The sequence below is a fragment of the Paenibacillus alkalitolerans genome (assembly GCF_016482785.1).
Lineage (GTDB): Bacteria > Bacillota > Bacilli > Paenibacillales > YIM-B00363 > Paenibacillus_AE > Paenibacillus_AE alkalitolerans.
In genome coordinates, this window is record NZ_JAEMXM010000004.1 from 229,635 (window position 1) to 252,805 (window position 23,171).

Below are 23,171 nucleotides of genomic sequence, written 5' to 3' on the forward strand. Positions count from 1 at the left end.
TGTTCGCGGTTCCTTTTGTAAAGAGTTATAATGGGTGCAGGACACCGAAAGGTTGGGGAAGAAGCTATGGAAGTCGTAAAAATATCGCCTCGCGGATATTGCTACGGAGTGGTGGATGCGATGGTGCTGGCGCTGCAGACGGCGCGCAACCTCGATTTGCCGCGGCCGATATATATTTTGGGTATGATCGTGCATAATGCTCACGTGACGGAAGCTTTCGAACGGGAGGGAATCATTACGCTGGACGGCCCGAACCGGTTGGACATATTGGATAACGTGGACCGGGGGACGGTCATCTTTACCGCGCACGGGGTGTCGCCCGAGGTGCGCCGGCGCGCGTCGGGGAGAGGTTTGACCGTTGTCGACGCGACTTGCCCGGACGTTACGAAGACTCACGATCTCATCAGAGAGAAGACGGCTGACGGTTACGACATCATATATATCGGGAAGAAAGGGCATCCGGAGCCGGAAGGCGCCGTCGGCGTCGCACCCGGGAAGGTGCATCTGATCGAGCGGGAAGAGGACGTTGAAGCGTTGTCGGTTCCTCTTTCGGCGCGTGTGCTTGTGACGAATCAGACGACGATGAGCCAGTGGGATATCCGGAATATTATGAAGCGTGTCGTAGATCGGTATCCGCATGCCGAGATCCATAACGAAATTTGTCTCGCTACGCAAGTGCGGCAAGAGGCGGTCGCGGAGCAGGCCTCGCTTGCGGATTTGGTCATTGTGGTGGGCGACCCGCGCAGCAACAACTCGAACCGTCTAGCCCAGGTGTCGGAGGAAATCGCCGGCGTGAAGGCGTACCGCGTGTCGGATGTGACCGAGGTTCGCCCGGAATGGCTGCAGCCGCTGCGCAAAGTGGCCGTCACTTCGGGAGCGTCCACACCGACGCCGATCACGAAGGAAGTGATCGCTTATTTGGAGGCGTTCGATCCGGAGCAGCCGTCCACATGGCAAATCCGGCGTACCGTGAACTTCGAACGGCTGCTGCCGTCGGTGAAGGAGAGGTAGTTACTGGCTGAACGGAATTTGGACTCCTTGCACTGCCGCCCTTTTAACCGGAGAAAGTCCGGTTACAGGGCTCACTTTCGGCCTTTTACGCCGTCCTAACCGGAGAAAGTCTGGTTACAGCGCTCGCTTTCGGCCCTTTGCGCCGTCCTAACCGGAGAAAGTCCGGTTATGGCGCTCGCTTTCGGCCCTTTACGCCGTCCTAACCGGAGAAAGTCGGGTTACGGCGCTCGCTTTCGGCCCTTAACGCCTTTCTAACCGGAGAAAGTCTGGTTACAGCGCTCGCTTTCGGCCCTTTGCGCCGTCCTAACCGGAGAAAGTCCGGTTACAGCGCACATCTTCGGCCCTTTGCGCCGTCCTAACCGGAGAAAGTCCGGTTACGGCGCTCGCTTTCGGCCCTTTCCGCCTTTCTAACCGGAGAAAGTCCGGTTACGGCGCTCGCTTTCGGCCCTTTCCGCCTTTCTAACCGGAGAAAGTCCGGTTACGGCGCTCGCTTTCGGCCCTTTCCGCCTTTCTAACCGGAGAAAGTCCGGTTACGGCGCTCGCTTTCGGCCCTTTCCGCCTTTCTAACCGGAGAAAGTCCGGTTACGGCGCTCGCTTTCGGCCCTTTACGCCTTTCTAACCGGAGAAAGTCCGGTTACGGCGCACATTTTCGGCCCTTGGCGTCGTCCTAACCGGAGAAACTCCGGTTACGGCGCTCGCTTTCGGCCCTTTACGCCTTTCTACCCGGAGAAAGTCCGGTTACGGCGCTCGCTTTCGGCCCTTTCCGCCTTTCTAACCGGAGAAAGTCCGGTTACGGCGCTCGCTTTCGGCCCTTTCCGCCTTTCTAACCGGAGAAAGTCCGGTTACGGCGCTCGCTTTCGGCCCTTTACGCCTTTCTAACCGGAGAAAGTCCGGTTACGGCGCTCGCTTTCGGCCTTTTGCGCTGTCCTAACCGGAGAAACTCCGGTTACAGCGCTATTTTCGGCCCTTTGCGCCGTCCTAAGCGGAGAAAGTCCGGTTACAGCGCTCGCTATCGGCCTTTTACGCCGTCCTAACCGGAGAAAGTCCGGTTACAGGGCTCACTACCGGCCCTTTACGCCGTCCTAACCGGAGAAAGTCCGGTTACAGCGCTCGCTTTCGGCCTTTTACGCCGTCCTAACCGGAGAACTCCGGTTAAGCGAAGGCGCGGGAGGGGGGCGCAAGCTGCTTCTTCGACAATAGTCTCGTTAGAACTTCTCTTGGACGAGTATCGTACTTCAAACATACTTAGTAATCCTTTAGGATTGCCAAAGCCTCATATGATGCGTGTTGGTCACTTCTCGTTGTACTTGGTAGAGAATGAGCGGGGTAAGGGGAATTTCCAGTTACGGCGGCGGGAAGTACTGAGTGCGTAATGGGATCCCGTTCCGAAATTATTATCCACGAGGGCCAAGTGCGAGCGACGAACATGATTATGGCAACATTTGTTCAAATAAAGCAATATTTTTTCCATAATATGATCAAACATTGCCATAATGCATTCGGATCCCGTCATCGGTCACCATTAAGATCAATTTTCTCTTGACGGTGGCCGCTTCATCGCTTATATTTACTTTAGCACTTAAAAGCGTATAAGCGTCGAAGTACGAAAGTGACAGGCGCAGTAAAAGGGAGTGGGGAAATGATCGCGATCCTATCGAATAAAGCCGGCGAAGAGCGCATTCGCGAGATCGTTCATCACATTGAGAAGCACGGGCTGCAAGCGCATGTGTCGAGAGGAACGGACCGCACCGTCGTGGGCATTATCGGCAACGCCGTACCGACGCTTGCGGAGCAGCTTCGGCAAATGAAAGACGTCGAGAGCGTCATTAAAATCTCGAAGTCTTACAAATTGGCGAGCCGCGAATTCCATCCGGAGGACACAGTGATTGAAATAAAAGGCGTGCGCATCGGCGCCGATGAGCTCGTCATAATGGGCGGTCCTTGCGCCGTGGAATCCCGCGAGCAAATTATGGAAATCGCCAAGCATGTGAAAGCGGCCGGCGCGCAAGTGCTGCGCGGAGGCGCGTTCAAACCCCGCACGGGTCCGTACAGCTTCCAAGGCGTGGGCGTCGAAGGCCTGGAGTGGATGGCCGAAGCCGGGGAGAAGTACGGATTGCTCACGATTACGGAAGTGATGACGCCGGAGTATGCGGATGTGTGCGCACAATACGCGGACATTCTCCAAGTCGGCACGCGCAACATGCAGAACTTCGATCTTCTGCGCAAGCTCGGTACCGTCAATAAGGCCGTCTTGCTCAAGCGCGGCTTCAGTTCGACATATGACGAGTGGCTGAATGCCGCCGAATACATTTTGGCCGGAGGAAACCCGAACGTTATGCTGTGCGAGCGCGGCATCCGCACTTTCGAGTCGTATACGCGCAACACGCTCGACCTTTCGGCGATTCCGGTCATGCACCAGCTCAGTCATCTGCCGGTAATTTCGGATCCGAGCCACGGTACGGGCCGACGCGAGCTGGTGGACACGATGTCGAAAGCTTCTGTTGCGGCGGGAGCCGACGGCTTGATCGTGGAGATGCACACCGATCCCGACAACTCCATGACCGGCGACGGAGTGCAGTCGTTGTTCCCGGATCAGTTCGAGCGGCTGCTGCAAGACTTGGAGAAGCTTGCTCCGCTGGTCGGCAAGAAGTTTGATGCAAGCAAACAACCGGTATTGGCGGATTGACCGAGACGATAACGGAAAATTAAGCCCGCGTCCGATAACGATCGGCGAAGCGGGCTTTTTCACGTTCATGTGAGTATACCTTACACATCTATTAAAAATACCTTACATAACTATTGACGGTGTTACTTTGGCCTATTATAATTAACCACAAGGTTCGGGGCGAATAACTGAACGATTCGCACCTTCAACAATATAAATGTTCGGATTTGGGGAGGTATATCAAGCATGTCGGTACAAAGCGTTTTAGATTTGATTCAAGAGAAAAAGATTGAATGGGTGGATTTCCGTTTTATCGGATTATCCGGCCGTCAGCAGCACATTTCTTTGCCTGCGGTGGAAGTTGAAGCAGAGACGTTCGTAAACGGCGTCGCGTTCGACGGTTCCTCGATCCCAGGCTTCCGCGGAATTGAAAATTCCGACATGGTCATGATGCCGGTTCCGGAGACGGCGTATGTCGACCCGTTCACGGCTCATCCGACGCTTATCATCATGTGTGACATCTTCACTCCGGAAGGCGAACGTTACGATCGCGATCCGCGCGGTATCGCTCAGAAAGCGGAGGAATTCTTGCAAACGTCCGGAGTCGGCACAGCCGCATATTTCGGACCTGAGTCCGAGTTCTTCATCTTCGACGACGTTCGCTTCGACACGAGCGCGAACAGGTCTTTCTACGAAGTGGATTCCGAGGAAGCGGCATGGAATACCGGACGCAAAGAAGAAGGCGGCAACCTGAGCTTTAAAATCCCGCACAAAGGCGGCTACGTCCCTGTACAGCCGGTTGACACGCAGCAAGACATTCGCAGCGAAATGTGCCGTCTGATGATGGAAGCGGGCATCCGCATCGACCGTCATCACCACGAAGTGGCGACAGCGGGCCAAGGCGAGATCAACTTCCGTTTCGATACGCTTACGAAAACTGCGGACAACCTTATGAAATACAAATATATCGTGCAAAACACGGCGCGCCAATACGGCAAAACAGCAACATTCATGCCGAAGCCGCTCTTCGGGGACAACGGAAGCGGAATGCACGTTCATCAATCGATCTTCAACGGCGACACTCCTTTGTTCTATGAGAAGGGCGCTTATGCAAACATGAGCGAACTCGCGATTTACTACATCGGCGGAATCTTGTATCACGCTCCGGCGTTGATCGCGTTCACGAACCCGAGCACGAATTCGTTCAAGCGTCTTGTTCCAGGCTATGAAGCTCCGGTTAACCTCGTGTTCTCGAAGGGTAACCGTTCCGCAGCGGTCCGGATTCCGGTCGCAGCGGTTACGCCGAAGGGTGCGCGTATCGAGTTCCGTACTCCGGACTCCACGGCAAACCCGTACCTTGCGTTTGCAGCAATGCTTATGGCGGGCCTCGACGGTATCAAGAACAAGATCGACCCGCGCAAACTCGGCTACGGCCCGATCGACAAGAACATCTACGAGCTGTCGGACACCGAGAAGAAAGAAATTCGCAGCGTTCCGGGCTCCTTGGACGAAGCGCTTGACGCACTCGAAGCGGATTACGAATTCCTTACGCAAGGCGACGTATTCGCCAAGGAATTCATCGACAACTATGTGGAATTCAAGCGTGCGGAAGCGAAGTCGGTTAACATCCGCGTTCATCCGTACGAGTACAACTTGTACTTCGACTTGTAATATCGGACTTTTCCTTCATAATTGTAATAACGTCCCCGGCTGCTGCCGGGGATGTTTTTTTCGGAGGGAGCGCAAAGTTGAAAATGGGGCCGCATCAGAGTTACATTGGTGGAGGAAACATTTTTAAATAAGTGAAGGGGTGCCGGACGTGAGGGAGCATGATGAACACGTAATCTATATATGTTCCGACTCGGTCGGAGAGACGGCTGAGGCGGTCGCGCGTGCGACGGTTCGGCAGTTCGGCGGAAAGAGCGTTCGAATCAAGAGAATCGGCCATATTAAACACATCTCCGAAATTCGCCGCGTGCTGCAAGAAGCGAAGGACCAGGGCAGCTTTGTTGCGTTTACGCTCGTGCAGCCGAGGCTTAGGGAAGCGATGAAGGATGAAGCCGTCCGGCTTAACGTCAAGGCGGTCGATATTATGGGGCCTATGCTGCAGGCGTTTACCGATACGTTTCACGACGCGCCGATGCGGAAGCCGGGACTGCTTCACGAGATGGACGAAGATTACTTCCGCCGGGTGGAAGCGGTGGAATTTGCCGTGCGGTACGACGACGGGCGGGATCCGTCCGGTTTGACGCAAGCGCAAGTCGTTCTGATCGGCGTGTCGAGAACGTCCAAGACACCGCTCAGCATGTTTCTGGCGCATAAAGGCTACAAGTCGGCAAACTGGCCGCTGCTGCCTGAAGTAAAGCTTCCCAGAGAGTTCGAACAGTTGAAGCCGCAGCAGGTGTTCGGATTGACGATGAACGCCGAGGCGATACACAAAATACGCACCGAACGCCTCAAGGCGGTCGGTCTTCCTGCCGGCGCCAAGTATGCGTCCTTGGAGCGGATCCGCGAGGAGCTGCAATACGCCGAGGAAATCATGAAAAAATTGCGCTGCCGGGTGATAGACGTTTCCGACAAAGCAATAGAAGAAACCGCGGGCATCATTATGGGATATTTAACTTGAAGGAGAGTGCCGTCCCTGCTATGATTACCGTAATATTCAGATACTTATAGGGGTGGAGATCGTGACGAATCGAGCGTATAACTTCAACGCGGGTCCGGCGGCGCTGCCGGTCGAGGTGCTTCGCACGGCGGCGGAACAAATGACCGATTATGAAGGCGCGGGCATGTCCATTATGGAAATGTCGCACCGCAGCAAGCATTATGAGCGTTTAAACGACGACACGCAAGCATTGTTTCGCGAGCTGCTCGGGATTCCGGACAATTACAAAGTGTTGTTCCTGCAAGGCGGCGCAAGCACGCAGTTTGCGATGGTGCCGATGAACCTGCTCGGCGAAGGAAAGACGGCGGGTTACGTCTTGACGGGAGCGTGGGCGGTCAAGGCGTATAAAGAGGCGCAGCTGTTCGGCGATACGTTCGCGGCAGCCACATCGAAGGATTCCGGCTGGAGACGCGTGCCGGATGTCGGCGCTCTCCGATTGCCTGAAAACACAGCTTACCTGCACGTGACTTCGAACGAAACGATCGAGGGCGTTCAGTATATGGAGTTTCCGGAAACAGGCGGCGTAACTCTCATTGCGGACATGTCCAGCGACATCTTGAGCCGTCCGGTCGACGTAACCCGGTTCGGATTGATTTATGCAGGCGCGCAAAAAAATCTCGGCCCGTCCGGCGTTACGGTCGTCATCGTTCGAGACGATCTTGTGGCGGAATCGCCCAATCACTTGGCCACAATGCTTCGGTACGATACGCATGTAAGCGCGAACTCTCTCTACAACACTCCGCCGTCTTTCTCCGTATATATCATGAATTTGGTGCTTCGCTGGATTCGGGACGGGGGCGGCTTGGCCGCAATGGAGCAGCGGAACCGCGAGAAGACGGATTTGATTTACAAGGCGATCGATGAAAGCGACGGTTTGTATGCGGGCCATGCGGATACCGCTTATCGCTCGCGCATGAACATTACGTTCCGTCTGAAAGACGAGGCGCTTGAGAAAGCGTTTTTGAAGGAGTCGGAGGCGGCGGGCTTCGTCGGTTTGAAAGGCCACCGCAGCGTAGGCGGCTGCAGGGCGTCGACATATAACGCAGTACCTTATGAAGCGTGCGCGGCGCTCGCTGAATTTATGAACGATTTCCGCCGGCGCCATATGTAAGAAAAACTTCTATCGAAGTACATTCAAGGAAGCAGGTACGTCCTATTCTTATGTTATTACAGTATAAGTCAAACGCAAACACCCGACTGCCTGTTGTTGCAGGCCGGTCGGGTGTTTTTTTCGCCGTTTGCCGGGTTATCGGGCGGCCGCCTCCCGCGACGACGGGTCGGTCAACTTGTACCCTACATTTCGAATCGTTACAATATACTCAGGATTGCGGGCGTTCTTCTCGATTTTGTCGCGGAGATGGCTGATGTGTACATCGACGATTCGGGTATCTCCGAGGAAATGATAATCCCACACGCCGCGAAGCAATTGTTGCCTGGATAACACTTTCCCTTGATGCTTCAGCAGAAAGAGAAGCAGGTCGAATTCTTTCGGCGTCAATTCTACAGGACGGCCTTCCAAAGTGACTTGGCGCTGTTCGGGCTGTATTTCGATCGAACCGATCGTAAGCGGCTCATTTTCAGTCAAAGGCGGAAACGCGGCGGCGCGGCGCAATATCGCCTGAATGCGGGAAACCAGCTCCTGCGGCGAGAACGGCTTTGTCATGTAATCGTCCGCGCCGATATCAAGCCCTGCGATCTTATCGGACAAGTCGTGAAGAGCGGTCAACATGATGATCGGCACCATGTTGCCGGAAGTCCGCAGCTGCTTGCATACTTGGAACCCGTCAACTTTGGGGAGCATGAGATCGAGGACGATAAGATCGGGGCGGAATGTATTGACGGCGTCAAATACCGCTTCCCCGTCGCTGACGCTCATCACGTTAAATCCGGACGATTTCAAATTGTATTCGATCAGCATGGAAATGGACGGTTCGTCATCGACAACCAATATTTTTTTCATCATGAACTATGATCTCTCCCCGGTCCGAATTTCGACAATTGCTCAGCATACGTCGATTATGACCGATTCGTATCAAGCCGATATTAACGAAAAGTAAACTCCATGTTAAAACTGGTTGAGAGGTGTCTATCGATGGCGTTTCATATTGTGCTCGTGGAACCGGAAATCCCGGCAAATACGGGAAACATTTCACGGACGTGCGCGGGGACGGGCACGCATCTTCATCTAGTGCGGCCGCTTGGATTTTCAATAGATGACCGCGAGCTGAAGAGAGCCGGGCTGGATTATTGGCCGAATGTGCTGCTCCATGTGCACGATTCTTTCGAAGAGGTGTTGGAAACGTGCCGCGGAAGCAGGTTTTTCTTCGCGACGACGAAGGCGAAGCAATCGTACGCGGATTTTGAATACCGGGACGGGGATGTGTTCGTGTTCGGCAAAGAAACGGCGGGTCTTCCCGACACCATTCTGAGCCGCTTTCCGGAGCGGTTGATCCGCATTCCGATAAACGATCATATCCGGTCGCTGAACTTGTCGAATTCGGCGGCCATCGTGTTGTACGAAGCGCTGCGGCAAACTTCGTTCGTCGATTTGCATTAGTCGTTATTTCTGTTAAAAAAAGGTTGCCCGCGAGGAGGCATTTTGTCGATTAATCAAGTTTCTACAACGATCCCGCAAGCGGAATACGCCATTATCGGGGGATCCAGCAGGTTTTCGATTTCGTTTCCGGAAGACGCCGGCGATCCGGATGTGGAGATGGAAGCGACAGGGTTGACGTTCGAAACGCCCTACGGGAATAGTCCGGAATTCAAGCTGTTTCTATATCGAGGACGAAGAGTGCTGCACGTGCGGATGCACGGATGGCGTCCGAACGTCGTCACGCGCGGTGTGGCGTCGCAGCAATTGTTCTGGGTGTTAGGGCAGGCGCGATAGGGCGAAACCCACCCGCCAAGAAGGTGTTCACGGAATCTTTCAAACTTCCTTGTTATACGCTGGGCGGCGGAATACTTTGTTCGTAGCGGAATAGATTCTCGGGGTCGTACATTTGTTTGACCTTTTTCAGCCTGGAGAAGTTTTCTCCGAAGTATGCGGCAGGCCAATCAGGGATCATGGAGTCGCAGTAGTCGCGAAATGCGCCGCAAGTATAGGGGAGCATAGATTTACGGAATTGCCGGATCCATTGGATGTTTTTATCGGCTTCCGTGTCCTGATTCCAATACGATTGGTATTGAAGCACGAACAAGGCTTTGCGATGAACGAATGCCGTTGCGTCGGGGGGTACCTGGCTGATCGAACCGCCATAGGCATCAAAAGCGACCATATTACTTGGGCCGGGGGCGGTTTGCAAGTTATGGATCAATACGTCAAGTGCCGCATCCGGGAAAGGTTCGTAAGCATAGGCGGAAGAATTTTTAAATATCTCTTGCTTTACTGGTCGTCCTGCAAACATGCGGGCTGCTTCAATCCAAGTGGTAGAGTAGAAATCAGCGGTCTTGGGCCGAGTGACCTTTTGCAATGGGCGCATAATCTCTTTCAGCTCTTGTTCCGAGCCGACAAATACGCCGTTGGAACGGAGATCGCCCTGGTTCTGCGCAGGAAGCAATAACAGGGATGTCAGACGAGCATCGGCATGGGGAGCCCACGTCTGCCAATAACGAACTACTTTTTCGAGGTCGACAAAGTCCCATGTCATTCTGTACCGAGCGACATTCTCGATCGGATGCACACGAAAGGTAAAGGATGTAACCACGCCAAAGCTTCCGTCTCCCCCGCCACGGCAAGCCCAAAACAGGTTTCTGTGCTGGCAATCATTGGCACGGATAATCTTGCCTTGCGCTGTAACCATTTCCACCTCGAGTACGCTATCGCACGTCATTCCCAAAAGCCTGGACAATAACCCGTATCCTCCTCCGAGGGTTAATCCGGTTACACCGACCGTTCGACCGGTCCCGCCCGGGATGGCCACTCTTTTATTCCAAAGGGCTTCGTACAAAGGCAGCAATCGGAACCCCGCGCCGATCCGTGCCGTGCCGCGCTCTTTATTGATTTGCAGTTGCAACAGCTCGCTGACATCAATGATGAGACCGCCGTCGACGAGGGAGTATGCTTCATAGCTATGCCCGCCGGCGCGCACCCGGAACGGAAGCTGCTGCTTACGTGCCCATAGGATCGCGTTGACAACGTCCTGTACGATCTGACAGTAAACGATCACTTCGGGGAATTTGTTAAAGCGCCCGTTGAAATTGCGTCTTGCTTCGTCATAGCCTGGAGAGCTTTGCACGATCACTCGCCCGGTTAATCCTCTCGTGTCTAACATCAGACGACGCCTCCTTAAACATGTAAGCCGAGAATAACCGGAATTTCTCCGGTTAGAAGGCTTGGAGGCACGAATTACTTGGAAGTTTTTTGCCTTCTAACCTCATTATATTACTAATCGCCGCTCCATTATGGCACAAAAAAGCATCGCTTCCGCCGGATTCAGGCATGAAGCGATGCTTGAGGTTTTTACCGTTTACGTGTTTACAAACCTTTCGTCTTGTCGTCGTTGTATGACGAAGTGAAGATGACGCTTAGAAACAATACGATTACGACCATAACGATCCAAAACGCGCTGCTGAACAAAAGTAAAACCCCTTTCGATCCGTTCGTCCATAAGTAAGTATACCCAAATTATACCCGACCTACAGTGAAAAAGAAATGTATAAGTCGTGAACAAAAAATGCCTTTACAAAGTCCTCGCTCAACCTTATAATTCCTATATAATTACTTGGAATTAGCGGGGAGCCATTCAGAATGGACATTTCAATTGCCCTCATCGGCCTGGCCGTCGGATTTCTCGTAGGGTTGACGGGCGTCGGCGGCGCGGCGCTGTTAACGCCGATTCTCATCCTTATCGGAATTCCTCCGACATTAGCGGTAGGTACGGACTTATTTTATAATTCAATAACGAAATTGTTCGGAACGTTTCAACATTGGCGCCAGAAGACGGTGAACTGGAAGCTGGTAGGTTACCTGGCTGCGGGAAGCATCCCCGGCGCGGCGGCAGCCGTCGGGCTGTTGAAGCTGTTCGAGGTGTTTTTACACTCGCAGGAACACCTTATTCGAACGGCGCTCGGCATTATGCTTGTCGTCGTTGCTGCGTCCATTCTCGTGCGGCAATTCGTGTTGAAGGGTGCGGCGGAAAATAAATGGCAGAAAAAGACGATCGAGGAGAAACGCTGGATGACGATCGGCATCGGAGTCGTGCTTGGCTTCGTCGTCGGGCTGACGTCGATCGGATCGGGCTCGCTGTTCGCCATCGCATTGATCTTCTTGTTCCGCCTCTCATCTTCCGAAGTGGTGGGTACCGACATTGCGCACGCTTTCTTCCTTGTAAGTGTGGCCGGCCTTCTCCACGCGGGCCTTGGCAACGTGAATTACGGTCTCGCCTTCAACCTGCTTGCAGGTTCGATTCCCGGCGTTCTTGCGGGGAGCGGATTGAGCGCGAAAATCCCGTCTCGCCCATTGCGGGCCGTAATGGCGGCATTAATCTTGATCAGCGGCATCAAGCTTATATAATTCGAAACGTTCATGGACACTCTAACCGAAATAGGGGGTGTCCTTTTTTGTACGATTGCATCATTGTAGGCGGCGGCATCGCCGGTCTGCAAGCCGCCATTCAACTGGGCAGGTACGGACGGAGAATCCTTGTCGTCGATCGGGGCGACGGCCGGTCAACGTTGTGCAGAAGCTATCATAACGTGCTCGGATATCCGGATGGCGTGAGCGGCGAAACGCTGCGGCGCATCGGACGAGAGCAAGCTGCTAAATACGGAGCGGAGTTCGCCGAAGCCGACGCGACAGGCGCCGCTAAAAGCGAGGACGGCGCATTCCGTTTGCAATGCAGGCCGGATTCCGTTTACCTGGGAAAAACTTTGCTGTTGGCCACCGGCGTTATGGACCGGATTCCGGACATGCCGGGGCTGCGCTCGTGTCTCGGTTTAACGGCATATATTTGCCCGGATTGCGACGGGTACGAGATCAAGGACAAACACACGCTCGTTCTAGGATCGGGAAATACCGGAGCGAGAATGGCGCTTGCACTCAAGTACTATACGCCTCATCTTATTTATGTGAATCACGAGCAAAAGCCGGTGGATGCCGCTATTGCCGAAAGACTTCGCAATGCAGGGATAACGATTACGGTGGAACCGGTTCGCGAAGTGTTCCACGAAGGCGCCGCCGAGGAAGGAAGCTTCGCCGGAGTAATACTTGCGAACGGAAAGAAGCTTGAGGCGGACAGAGCGTTCATCGCTTTCGGCGGCAATGAAGTAAGGTCGGATTTGGCATCGCAGCTCGGAGCGGAACGAATGGAAAATCTGCATATCATTACCGACCCTCGATCCAAGATGACAAGCGTACCGGGCGTTTGGGCCGCCGGCGACGTCGCCGTGCATTCGGAGCAGCTGACCATCGCGATGGGCGAGGGGCAGCAAGCGGCGATCTGGATTCACAAATGGCTTCTTCGACAACGCAAGCGGGAAGAATAACGGGTATGCAAACGACAAATCCTACTTGGGTATAAACTAGAGAAGGAGAAATCATTCATGGAGAATAAAAACGGAATCACCGACACGCCATCCGGACGAACGAACGATAATATGACGGACCGGGTCATCGAAGAAATAAGCGGAGGCCAGGTGCACGAAGCGAATGTTGGAACCGGCGAGCCGCAGCACAAGAAAGAGAACGCCGATCGGCAAACCGAAGGAACGTGTTAGCGGCCTGGCGTTAATCGTGCAGGCGGTTGTTTGACCTGTAGCCGGCAACGACTTCGGCAAATTCGTCAAGCGCCGCTTCTCCCCCGGGCGTAAGCTCGTACACGCCGCGGGAAACCCGCCGGAACCACCCGTATACGTTGTTCTGCAGTATCGAAGCGATTTTCTCGCTGCCGGTCAATTCCCTTAAGCGGCGCGGAGAGAGAGGGCCGTGCGCGCGAAGAGCATCCGCACACCTCAGCGCCTTCTCGCGATATGCGGTGACGAGCTTGCGGCGTGTCCCTCCGCCCGGATTGTAGTCGCCGCTGCGCTCCCTGAACTCGGTCAACAGCTTGACCGTACGGGCGCCGGGCGATTTCGCGGCGGCCGCTCTTGGCGGCCTGTCCCCCGGTTCGCAGTGCACTTCGACGAGCGCCGGCTTCCGCTTATACAGCTTGACGGTGATCAATCCGACCCCGATCATTAGACATAAGCGCCGCACCTCGCCAAGCGCAAATCCGCCGCGCCCCGACGTCCGTTCCGCGGCAATGAACACGTTCGGAGTCGACTGCAGCCGTTGTACGGCCTGCAGCACCAAGGACAAGTTGAACCTCCGCTTAAGCTCAACAACCACAGGCCACTCCTCGCCGTCGCGCACCGCAACCACATCGCAGCCGCGAACCTCGCCACGTACCGTGTAGCCTTGATCCTGCAGCCATGTCTTAATAGGAACGTATAAATCCGTCTCCGCTTTCACCCGTTCCGATTCCTTCGAATAACCCGCCATTTCCGCTTTTTTTCGTTTCCCCAATGCCGTGACGCTCCCGACTTCATTTTCACACTACCCCGTATTATAACATTGAAATTTATGATGTTTCTTGCAGAACTCGAAAATTTCAATGTTTCAACCAAACCTCCCTCTAATCGCGGTCTGGCTTCCTTGAATTTCTTCGATGGAGGTTTGGTTATAACATCAGGAAGCACAAGAAATAATTCTTATTTCTTGCTTACTGATGTTTCAAGGAAACCTTCCTCTAATTGCGGTCTGGCTTCTTTGAAGTTACTTCGATGGAGGTTTGGTTATAACATGTCCGCCGAAATTATCGGGAAACTAATCCATCCCAGACGCATACACTTAAATACAATACCAATTGGTGAGATAACCTTCCATTAACAAGGCAGGCAGTCGCCACAAGCAATCGAGGGAGGGGTTATTCCGTGGACATTTTAAAGCGCATTGCAGAGCATCGCACAGAAGAGGAACGTCTTGCATGGTCGGGTACGTTCGCCGATTATCTTGAACTGCTGCGAGAAAAACCGCACCTGGCGATGACGGCCCATGCCCGGGTCTACGAAATGATCAAGCACGCTGGAATTCATGAGGAAAACGGCCAAAAAAGATATATGTTTTTCGAAACCGAAATATACGGTTTGGAACGCGCGCTGGAAAAGTTGGTGGAAGAATATTTCCATTCGGCGGCGCGGCGTTTGGATGTGAGAAAACGTATACTTCTTCTTATGGGGCCGGTTTCCGGAGGTAAGTCGACGATCGTTACGTTGTTGAAGCGCGGCTTGGAGAAATTTTCGCGAACCGATATGGGCGCCGTGTATGCGATTCAAGGTTGTCCGATGCACGAGGATCCGCTTCACCTCGTTCCGTTGGAGCTTCGGCCGGAAGTGGAGCAGCAGTTCGGAATCAAGATCGAAGGAAACTTATGTCCTTCTTGCAGCATGCGGCTGAAGACGGAATTCGGGGGACGCGTCGAGGATTTTCCCGTAGAGCGTGTGCTCATCTCAGAAGATCAGCGCGTCGGCATCGGCACGTTCTCGCCTTCCGATCCGAAATCGCAAGACATCGCAGATTTGACCGGCAGTATCGACTTCTCGACCATTACCGAGTACGGTTCCGAATCCGATCCCCGCGCATACCGCTTCGACGGGGAACTGAACAAAGCGAACCGCGGCATCATGGAGTTTCAAGAGATGCTCAAGTGCGACGAGAAGTTCCTGTGGAACTTGCTCTCGCTCACGCAAGAAGGCAATTTCAAGGCGGGGCGGTTTGCGCTTATTTCCGCGGACGAACTGATCGTCGCGCACACGAACGAAGCGGAGTACAAATCGTTCATCGCCAACAAGAAAAATGAAGCGCTGCAATCCCGCATGATCGTCATGCCGATTCCATATAATTTGCGAATGAGCGACGAAGAAAAAATTTACGCCAAGCTCATCCGCCAATCCGATATGAGCCACGTCCATGTCGCGCCCCACGCGCTGCGCGCGGCAGCCATCTTCTCGGTGCTCACCCGGCTGAAGGAATCGAAGAAACAGGGTATGGACCTTATCAAAAAGATGCGCATGTACGACGGGGAATCCATTGAAGGGTTCAAGCCGGCCGACGTGAAAGAGATGCAAAACGAGTTCACGGATGAAGGAATGAGCGGAGTCGATCCGCGATATGTCATTAACCGGATTTCTTCCGCGCTCATCCGTCAAGATTTGCCGTGCATCAACGCGCTGGATGTGCTGAGGGCGATCAAGGACGGTCTCGATCAGCACGCGTCCATTACGAAAGAGGAACGGGAGCGAAACTTGAACTTCATTTCGCTTGCGCGTAAAGAATACGACGAGATGGCGAAGAAGGAAATCCAGAAAGCGTTCGTTTATTCATTCGAGGAATCGGCTCGCACACTGTTTGAAAATTATCTCGACAACGTCGAGGCTTACTGCAACTGGAACAAGATCAAAGATCCGCTCACCGGCGAGGAGATGGATCCGGACGAACGGCTGATGCGTTCCATCGAGGAGCAAATCGGCATTTCCGACAACGCGAAGAAAGCGTTCCGGGAAGAAATATTGATTCGCATGTCCTCTTACGCGCGGAAGGGGAAAACGTTCGAGTACGCCACGCACGACCGGCTTCGCGAAGCGATCGAGAAGAAGCTGTTCGCGGATTTGAAGGACGTCGTGAAGATCACTACTTCAACGAAGACGCCGGACGAAACGCAGCTGAAGAGAATTAACGAAGTAAGCAAAAGGTTGATCGACGAACACGGCTATTGCCCGGTATGCGCCAATGAGCTGCTCCGGTATGTCGGCAGCCTGCTGAACCGGTAGCCGCCGCTTGAAAAAATCCCTGGCCCCCCAACGTGAGCCAGGGATTGTTTTGTTTTTCCAAAAATAAGTGCGACCTACCAAATCGAATTGCGCTTGTGCCGCTCTTTTCGGGATAATTGCGCCGTTGCCGGCTGCGGAGTTTTCTCTTCTTCCTGACGACGGTCCATGAACGGCAGCGGAACAACAGGCTCCGCCGAAGCGACTGCTTCGGACGAGGCCCCTCCTTGCGCCAGCGAAATCACTTGCGAGCGAAGGGAGTGCACTTCGGCTTGCAGCTCGTCAATCATTCTTAACAATCTCAATTGGTTGCGCACGACGGCGTGAAGAAGCTTGTCCTTCTCGCCGGTCTCCAACCGGGAGCCGGCTTCGACGACGGAGGTTTCTTTGCCATGATCATCGTCGTGCAGCAGTGCTTCAAGCTCTTCTTTGGATAACATGTTATCAAACAAGGGAAGGATCCCTCCAACAAGCCCTCAGTTTATGGAAGCAATGGCTCGGTACGGAATTATGTATAGCTTCAATGTACCACAAGATTAAAAGAGGTTGAAGGGAAAAAATTCGAAATTCCCCGCCGGTACGGCGCTGTCCGCCCATTCCTCAAGCGTCAGCTTGCGATCGTGAATCGTGCGCGCCGCTTCAACGCCGACATAGCGGATATGCCAAGGCTCGTAGGCGTAGCCGGTTATGGATTCTTTGCCTTGCGGATAACGAACGATAAACCCGAATCGGTGCGCGTTGTTGGCGAGCCAAATCCCTTCTTCCGTGTTGCCGAATCGCACGGTTAAAGAGTATTCTGCGCTCTTGGACGTCACATCCAGCGCAAGGCCCGTTTGATGCTCGCTCATGCCCGGAAAAGCGTTGTAGCGGGATGCCGCGGACTCACCCTTCTTCTTTACATTATATTTCCATAACCAATTCTGGGTTTTATACGAGCGATAGCCGGACACTCCGAACAGTTCGATACCTTCCTTCTTTGCGGCGGCAAACAACGACTCTGCCGCGCGCGCGGCGGGGCGGCGAAGGTGCTTCTTCTCGTGGTCCCCTTCGAACGTGAACGGAATATCGGGAACGACGAGATCGCCCGGCTCGTGGTCCGCGGACAGCGGTAACCGCTTGTTAACGAGTATCAGCACACTGTCCGCTTGGCGGGCTCCGGCTTCGGCAGCTTGTTGTCCGCCGCTTGGCGACCATACGGGCAATTCGGAGGAGGCCCGGTTCATCGTTAACGCGACAACGGCTGCCAGGACAGGAACCGTTAATATGATTGCAATTTTACGATAGATCATAGATTCTATAATCCTCCGTATAACGTTGAGTGTATTTTTATTTACTAGCTAATGTATGCCGCTTGTCCCTATGATAGAATGGGATGCATATTACAGCGGGAAGGATTCCGTTACACATGCGGCATTGGAGAAAAATTACGGCGCTCGCACTGCCGTCGATCTTGTCTTTCGCCACTATCACCGCCTCCGGGACGCTCAATCTTATTATCGTCGGCGAGATGGGAGCGCTTATCATCGCGATCGTCGGAGTTTCCAACATTATTATGTACAACGCTTGGGCGTTGTTTTCAGGGCTCGGTCATACCGTGAATTACTTGGTTGCGCAAAGCTTCGGAGCGAACCGAATGGATAAAGCCGTCGAGAGAACTCAGATCGCGCTGGGCGTCGGGCTTGCCGTCGGCTTGATCGTCATCGCCGCCGGCATGTTCGGCGCCCGTTCTATCCTTATGTGGATGGGAGGCTCCGCCGAATTTGTCGATACGGGAGAGCGCTATTTGCGCCTTCGGTTTGTGGCGATGGCTTTTTCGATTCTTATCTTTGTATTTCACGGGTTTCTTCGCGGCATTGGAGACGCGAGAACGCCGATGGTGCTTACCGTCATCGGCAACGCCGTCATGGTCGCGTTGACCTACGGCTTGGCTTTCGGGCATTGGGGAATGCCCGAGCTTGGTCTTGCCGGCGCCGGCTGGGCGATGCTGATCGGTGAAGCGATCGGACTTCTCGGTTGTTTGTATGTATACTATATCCGTGCAGGCAAGAGATTCGGCACGTTGCGAATCGTGCGGCCGGAGTCGTCGGAGCTGCGTTTAATTGCTGCGGAAAGCGGCAAGCTGGGCGTGCAGGAATTTGCGATGAGCGCGGCGATGCTTATCTTTACGAGGTTCGTCATGGAGCTTGGCACGGCGGCGGTTGCGGCGAACGAGATTGCGCTTAATGTCATGTCGTTTGGATTTATGCCTGCTTTCGCGTTCGGTGCGACGGCCACTATACTGGTAGGTCAGGAGATCGGCAGAGGAGCGCCTTTCTTGGCGCGAAAGCTGGGGACCGAGACGGCCAAACTGGGGAGCATTTTAATATTCGTCCTTGGGGTTGTGGAGTTTATTCTTGCGGAACCGATCGCGAAAGTGTATTCGAACGACCCCGAGGTGTACAAGCTGACTTCGGATCTTATACGCGCTTCCGCTTTTCTGCAGCTGTTTGACGGACTCTATAACTTTTACGCCGGAGGATTAAGGGGGATCGGAGATACGTCATTTCTGTTGAAGACGTCGCTCGTATTGAACTGGCTCGTGTTTGTTCCGCTCGCTTACGTGTTTATGTTTGTTTTTGATTTCGGCAGCTACGGTGCTTGGTATGCGCTTTATACGTTCCTCACGTTATTCGCCCTCGTGTTGATGATCCGGTACTACCGGGCGGATTGGGCGAACATTCGATTGAAGGAAGCGCAGCCGGAATCGAAGGCGGAACCGAATTAATCGTGTCAGCAAACCTGCCAACAACGCCCTTTTCCTTCAAATTCAGTATTGCCAAAGGGATGAGGAACGATTATAATTCGATTCATTATTGCTTATTTTTCATTAGGGGGTATTTCATTTGATATTTACGGTAAAAAAGACAGGCTTTATCGCTTTTATATTGCTGCTCGGCATGATGCTCGTATTGAGCGCGTGCGGGAGCAAGGACGCCGACGAGAACAACGGATCGGGCGAAGTCACCGGGCCTGCCGCGGAAACTCCGCAAGCCGAGGAGCCGGCGGCCGAGCCGACGCTGCTTGACAAAATTAAGGAATCCGGCAAGCTTCGTCTCGGGACGAGCGCCGACTACCCGCCTTACGAATTTCACAAGCTGATCGAAGGCAAAGACACGATCATCGGCTTCGATATTGAAATCGCAAAGGCGATTGCGGCCGATTTGGGCGTCGAGCTTGAAATTACCGACATGGGCTTCGACGGATTGCTCACCGCGCTGCAGTCCGGCAACATCGACATGGTTCTCGCGGGCATGACGCCGAACGAAGAGCGCTCTAATGCCGTCGACTTCTCCGATGTATACTATACGGCGGTTCAGAAAGTAATCGTTCGGGCGGAGGATAAAGACAAGTACAAAACAATCGACGATTTGAAGGGTCTTCAAGTAGGCGCGCAATTAGGCGCCATTCAAGAAGGCATTGTGAAAGAACAAATGCCGGAATCGAAGCTTCGTTCCTTGACCAAGCTTCCGGATCTGATTCTTGATTTGAAATCGAAGAACGTGGAAGCCGTCGTCGTGGAAGAACCGGTTGCGGCGGCGTACATCGGCGCCAATCCGGAGCTCGTCATTTCCGATATCCAGCTTCAGCAGGACGAAGCGGGTTCCGCGGTCGCTTTGCCGAAAAACTCGCCGGAGCTCGTCGAAGCGGTTAACGCAACGCTCAAGCGCCTTGCGGACGAAGGCAAAATCGCTCAGTTCGTAACGGAAGCGACGAACGCGATGGAAAACGAAAAGCCGGAGTAAGCAGTTCTTTGCAGCCGGTTCTGTTAAGAAACTTTATGAATTTCAATGTTATAATAAGAGTCAGGAGGGGGCAGCGAATACCCGCTGCGCCCCTTTTTTGTGTATTTTTCGGAGGTGAGGAGCGCTTTGTCCACTTGGCAATGGATCGTGCAAATATTTCGTGATTACCACCAGTTTTATTACGACGCGATCAAAATTACGCTCATGATAGCGGTTGTTGCTATTATTTTAGGCGTGGTTCTCGGACTGCTGGTGGCGTTGGTGCGGTTATCGCGGTTTCGAGCGTTGAGGTTCGCGGCCAGCGCTTATATCGACTTCATCCGGTCGACGCCGGCGATCGTTCAAGTTTCTTTCTTCTACTTTGGGTTGGCTCCGCTGCTCCCGAAAATCCCCGATATCGGCGCGCTGCCTTCGCAGCTGTTTTACGGCGCGATTGCTCTCGGGATCAACTCTTCGGCTTATGTCGCTGAAATTATGCGGGCGGGCATCCAATCCGTCGACAAAGGGCAGATGGAGGCGGCTAGGTCGCTAGGCATGCCCCAGCGAATGGCCATGAGACATATCATTATCCCTCAGGCCGTGAAGAATATCATCCCCGCACTTGGGAACGAAGTCGTCGTCGTAACGAAGGAAACGGCGGTCGTCTCCATCGTCGGCGTGGCCGACCTCATGTACGCCGCGGGCATCGTTCGCAGCATTACGTTCCGGGGGTTGGAACCGTACCTGATTGTAATGGTATTCTACTTTGTCATCGTCTTTACGTTATCCAAGCTCGTAGGACTGCTTGAAAGGAGGATGCGCGCGAGTGATTAAAGTGAACGATTTGCACAAGCGTTTCGGCAAAAATACGGTATTGACCGGAATTCACGCCGAAATAGCGAAAGGCGAAGTCGTCGTCGTCATCGGGCCGAGCGGCTCCGGCAAAAGCACGTTCCTGCGCTGCTTGAACTTGTTGGAGACGCCGACCTCCGGGGAGATCGAGTTCGACGGCGTCCGTCTGACCTCGAAGAAAACCGACATCAATCAACTCCGACAGCGGATGGGGATGGTGTTCCAGCAGTTCAACCTGTTCCCGCATCTGAAGGTAATGGATAACATTACGATCGCCCCGATGAAGCTGAAGGGACTTTCCCGCGACGAAGCGGAAAACATTGCTCTGGAACTTCTTCGCCGCATCGGACTCGAAGACAAAGCGAACGCTTATCCGTCGCAATTGTCCGGTGGCCAAAAGCAGCGCATCGCGATTGCGCGCGCGCTTGCGATGCAGCCGGCGGTGATGCTGTTCGACGAGCCGACGTCGGCGCTTGATCCCGAGATGGTGGGAGAGGTGCTCGATGTGATGAAGAAGCTGGCGAAGGACGGCATGACGATGGTCGTCGTCACGCACGAGATGGGATTCGCGCGTGAAGTGGGCGATCGCGTGTTGTTTATGGACGGCGGCAAAATTGTGGAGGAGGCTCCCCCGTCCCAGTTGTTCGCCTCTCCGGAGCATCCCCGGACGAAAGAGTTTCTTAGTAAAGTGTTATGAATACTACCACCACTTACTTTCGCTCATGCTCCAGTTGAAGTGGGGGTTTCTAGTCATCAACACCTCATTTTCAGGTAGATCAAGAAGAGCTGATTCATCTCACCACTTATAGAAGTGGGAGTCCTCTCGGCTGATTGGATAGATTAGAGTGTGGTTATAATGCGGGGTATGCATACTCCGCATTTATTGCGTTTAACACAAAGTGCCGAGCCCCGAGATGAATTGAATGCAGAGGTAAAATTTGCCACTAGGTGTCGAGTTCGAATCTTCGTTGAAATGCAGCGGTAAAAAGTACCACAGCATTCGCCGGATCCTGTGCAAAAGTGCGGTTGGACAGATCTCAGCGGCTAAGTTACCTCTGCGTACGGCGACGACTGCGTGGCGAAATTCCAAGCGATGGCATGGCAAGCGCTCTACAACACCATCACCGGCACCGGCTGCGGCGCTTCGATCCGCAGCTGCCGCTCCCCCCGGATAACCTCCAAGCATTCGTAGCGTTCGCCGCCAAGCGCCCTGCGAACGCTCTCCATCGCCGTATGCGGATTCAGTCCCCCGCAAGTGTACACGTCCAGGCTCGCATACCCGTGTTCGGGGAACGTGTGTATCGACAAGTGAGACTCCGAAATGACAACGACTCCGCTTACACCGAAAGGTTCGAATTGATGGAACGATACTTCCCGAATATCGCCGCCTGATTCAAGCGCCGCCTCGACCATTATTTTTTCCACCGGTTCCCGAAGAGACAACCGTTCAGGAGGACACCCCCACAATTCCACGATCAAATGCCTGCCCTGCGTCTCCATAACAGTCCCTCCCGAAGGGTCAGATTGGTTGCATTTATTTTGGTTTAACCCGCGGAAAGCTATTCATCGTTACAAACCCAGCCTCGGCATATCCACATGATCGTCACCCCTTTGGTCATACTACAGAAATAGCAACGCTTCATTGCGGAGGTCGTCTGATTTGCAAATCAAGATGCTGACATTCAATATTCACCACGGAAGAGGAGCGGACCGCAAATTGAATTTGGACCGCATTGAACAGGTGATTCAAGAAAGCAAGGCGGATTTGATCGGACTCAATGAAGTGGACAACTCCTTCTCCAGAAGAAGCGGCTACTTGGATCAACCGTTATGGCTGTCGGAGCGATTGAACATGGATTACGCATTCGGGGCGTCCGTTTCATTACAGTCTAAAAATAACGCTTTTCTCAGGCAATACGGCAATGCTTTATTGTCCCGTTACCCGATTGTAACTCACTCGAATCATCCGTTCCCGACGAACAGAGGGATATTTGAAGGCAGGGCGCTACTCGAAGCCGACGTGCAGTTGCCGGAGCAGCGCCTGAAAGTGTATGTCACCCATCTAAGCATCAGTCCGTGGAAACGGATCAAGCAAGTCGAGTACGTATTGGAAAAGCGGAAACAAACCGATCTTCCGGCCGTTCTTATGGGAGACTGCAACATGCGCCCGGGAACGCGGATGTGGAGGATGATGTCCGGTCCGTTCGTCGATGTATGCCATGCCGCATTAGACGCTCCCTGCCGCACGTTCCCTTCGCACATGCCGAGAGTACAATTGGACTATATTTTTGTCAGCGAACATTTTCGAATCGAATCGGTCGAAGTTTTTCATTACGCCGGCAAAGCGTCGGACCATATGCCCGTCAAAGCGGCGTTAACGGTAAGAGGCCCGCAGGCTTGAATGCATTTCTGC

22 protein-coding genes are annotated in these 23,171 nt (G+C 53.6%); 16 read left to right on the forward strand and 6 right to left on the reverse strand.

What is annotated here, in order from left to right:
* The first annotated feature begins 66 nt into the window (after positions 1–66).
* From JET16_RS09705 to serC, 5 genes are all read left to right on the forward strand, one after another.
* Positions 67–1,011, forward strand: coding sequence for a 4-hydroxy-3-methylbut-2-enyl diphosphate reductase (locus tag JET16_RS09705; protein WP_199615637.1), 945 nt, complete (start codon positions 67–69; stop codon positions 1,009–1,011).
* Between the two features lie 1,639 nt (positions 1,012–2,650).
* The gene (gene aroF, locus JET16_RS09710; protein WP_199615638.1) at positions 2,651–3,697 is read left to right on the forward strand and encodes a 3-deoxy-7-phosphoheptulonate synthase; all 1,047 of its coding nucleotides are present in this window, start codon (positions 2,651–2,653) and stop codon (positions 3,695–3,697) included.
* Positions 3,698–3,922: 225 nt separating this feature from the next.
* A complete protein-coding gene (gene glnA, locus JET16_RS09715; protein WP_199615639.1) occupies positions 3,923–5,347 on the forward strand; it encodes a type I glutamate--ammonia ligase in 1,425 nt (474 codons plus the stop codon).
* A gap of 148 nt (positions 5,348–5,495) precedes the next feature.
* Positions 5,496–6,302, forward strand: a complete 807-nt coding sequence (locus tag JET16_RS09720) for a pyruvate, water dikinase regulatory protein (RefSeq protein ID WP_199615640.1) — start codon at positions 5,496–5,498, stop codon at positions 6,300–6,302.
* A gap of 61 nt (positions 6,303–6,363) precedes the next feature.
* On the forward strand, positions 6,364–7,452 hold the full coding sequence (serC, locus tag JET16_RS09725; protein ID WP_199615641.1) for a 3-phosphoserine/phosphohydroxythreonine transaminase: 1,089 nt from the start codon (positions 6,364–6,366) through the stop codon (positions 7,450–7,452).
* 135 nt (positions 7,453–7,587) lie between these two features.
* On the opposite strand, the gene JET16_RS09730 is transcribed toward serC, so the two are convergent.
* Positions 7,588–8,304 (reverse strand): response regulator transcription factor, encoded by a 717-nt coding sequence (locus JET16_RS09730; RefSeq protein ID WP_199615642.1) that lies wholly within the window; start codon positions 8,302–8,304, stop codon positions 7,588–7,590.
* 129 nt (positions 8,305–8,433) lie between these two features.
* Here JET16_RS09730 and trmL point away from each other — a divergent pair, with 129 nt between their 5' ends.
* Together trmL and JET16_RS09740 are read left to right on the forward strand one after the other, a co-directional pair.
* Positions 8,434–8,898 carry a tRNA (uridine(34)/cytosine(34)/5-carboxymethylaminomethyluridine(34)-2'-O)-methyltransferase TrmL gene (gene trmL, locus JET16_RS09735; RefSeq protein WP_199615643.1) on the forward strand — a complete coding sequence of 155 codons (465 nt, stop codon included), beginning with the start codon at positions 8,434–8,436 and terminating at the stop codon, positions 8,896–8,898.
* Positions 8,899–8,940: 42 nt separating this feature from the next.
* The gene (locus JET16_RS09740; RefSeq protein WP_199615644.1) at positions 8,941–9,231 is read left to right on the forward strand and encodes a nucleoside phosphorylase-I family protein; all 291 of its coding nucleotides are present in this window, start codon (positions 8,941–8,943) and stop codon (positions 9,229–9,231) included.
* A 52-nt stretch (positions 9,232–9,283) separates the two neighbouring features.
* Here the strand turns inward: JET16_RS09740 and JET16_RS09745 are convergent, their stop codons facing one another.
* Positions 9,284–10,615 carry an FAD-binding oxidoreductase gene (locus JET16_RS09745; RefSeq protein WP_199615645.1) on the reverse strand — a complete coding sequence of 444 codons (1,332 nt, stop codon included), beginning with the start codon at positions 10,613–10,615 and terminating at the stop codon, positions 9,284–9,286.
* Between the two features lie 476 nt (positions 10,616–11,091).
* Between JET16_RS09745 and JET16_RS09750 the strand changes: the two genes are divergently transcribed.
* From JET16_RS09750 to JET16_RS09760, 3 genes are read left to right on the forward strand one after another with little or no spacing between them, the layout of a single operon-like run.
* Positions 11,092–11,856, forward strand: coding sequence for a sulfite exporter TauE/SafE family protein (locus JET16_RS09750; RefSeq protein ID WP_199615646.1), 765 nt, complete (start codon positions 11,092–11,094; stop codon positions 11,854–11,856).
* Between the two features lie 47 nt (positions 11,857–11,903).
* Entirely contained in the window at positions 11,904–12,827 is a 924-nt protein-coding gene (locus JET16_RS09755) for an NAD(P)/FAD-dependent oxidoreductase (RefSeq protein ID WP_199615647.1), read from the forward strand.
* Between the two features lie 57 nt (positions 12,828–12,884).
* Positions 12,885–13,058: a hypothetical protein gene (locus JET16_RS09760; RefSeq protein WP_199615648.1), complete on the forward strand. Its 174-nt coding sequence runs from the start codon at positions 12,885–12,887 to the stop codon at positions 13,056–13,058.
* A 10-nt stretch (positions 13,059–13,068) separates the two neighbouring features.
* Here JET16_RS09760 and JET16_RS09765 read toward each other — a convergent pair whose 3' ends face one another.
* Entirely contained in the window at positions 13,069–13,845 is a 777-nt protein-coding gene (locus tag JET16_RS09765; RefSeq protein ID WP_233531310.1) for a DUF2161 family putative PD-(D/E)XK-type phosphodiesterase, read from the reverse strand.
* A gap of 407 nt (positions 13,846–14,252) precedes the next feature.
* Between JET16_RS09765 and JET16_RS09770 the strand changes: the two genes are divergently transcribed.
* Positions 14,253–16,148: a PrkA family serine protein kinase gene (locus JET16_RS09770; RefSeq protein WP_199615649.1), complete on the forward strand. Its 1,896-nt coding sequence runs from the start codon at positions 14,253–14,255 to the stop codon at positions 16,146–16,148.
* Positions 16,149–16,222: 74 nt separating this feature from the next.
* Here the strand turns inward: JET16_RS09770 and JET16_RS09775 are convergent, their stop codons facing one another.
* Both JET16_RS09775 and JET16_RS09780 read right to left on the reverse strand, forming a co-directional pair.
* Entirely contained in the window at positions 16,223–16,597 is a 375-nt protein-coding gene (locus tag JET16_RS09775) for a hypothetical protein (RefSeq protein WP_199615650.1), read from the reverse strand.
* Between the two features lie 84 nt (positions 16,598–16,681).
* Entirely contained in the window at positions 16,682–17,434 is a 753-nt protein-coding gene (locus tag JET16_RS09780; protein ID WP_199615651.1) for a M15 family metallopeptidase, read from the reverse strand.
* Positions 17,435–17,550: 116 nt separating this feature from the next.
* On the opposite strand from JET16_RS09780, the gene JET16_RS09785 reads away from it, so the two are divergent.
* The 4 genes from JET16_RS09785 (at position 17,551) to JET16_RS09800 (ending at position 21,455) form a co-directional block, all read left to right on the forward strand.
* Entirely contained in the window at positions 17,551–18,909 is a 1,359-nt protein-coding gene (locus JET16_RS09785) for an MATE family efflux transporter (RefSeq protein WP_199615652.1), read from the forward strand.
* Between the two features lie 118 nt (positions 18,910–19,027).
* Positions 19,028–19,927: an ABC transporter substrate-binding protein gene (locus tag JET16_RS09790; protein WP_325176658.1), complete on the forward strand. Its 900-nt coding sequence runs from the start codon at positions 19,028–19,030 to the stop codon at positions 19,925–19,927.
* Positions 19,928–20,053: 126 nt separating this feature from the next.
* Positions 20,054–20,740: an amino acid ABC transporter permease gene (locus tag JET16_RS09795; RefSeq protein WP_233531311.1), complete on the forward strand. Its 687-nt coding sequence runs from the start codon at positions 20,054–20,056 to the stop codon at positions 20,738–20,740.
* Positions 20,733–21,455: an amino acid ABC transporter ATP-binding protein gene (locus tag JET16_RS09800; RefSeq protein ID WP_199615653.1), complete on the forward strand. Its 723-nt coding sequence runs from the start codon at positions 20,733–20,735 to the stop codon at positions 21,453–21,455. Before JET16_RS09795 ends, JET16_RS09800 begins: the two co-directional genes overlap by 8 nt.
* Positions 21,456–21,868: 413 nt before the next feature.
* Here JET16_RS09800 and speD read toward each other — a convergent pair whose 3' ends face one another.
* A complete protein-coding gene (speD, locus tag JET16_RS09805; RefSeq protein ID WP_199615654.1) occupies positions 21,869–22,258 on the reverse strand; it encodes an adenosylmethionine decarboxylase in 390 nt (129 codons plus the stop codon).
* Positions 22,259–22,418: 160 nt separating this feature from the next.
* Between speD and JET16_RS09810 the strand changes: the two genes are divergently transcribed.
* On the forward strand, positions 22,419–23,159 hold the full coding sequence (locus JET16_RS09810) for an endonuclease/exonuclease/phosphatase family protein (protein WP_199615655.1): 741 nt from the start codon (positions 22,419–22,421) through the stop codon (positions 23,157–23,159).
* Positions 23,160–23,171 lie beyond the last annotated feature (12 nt).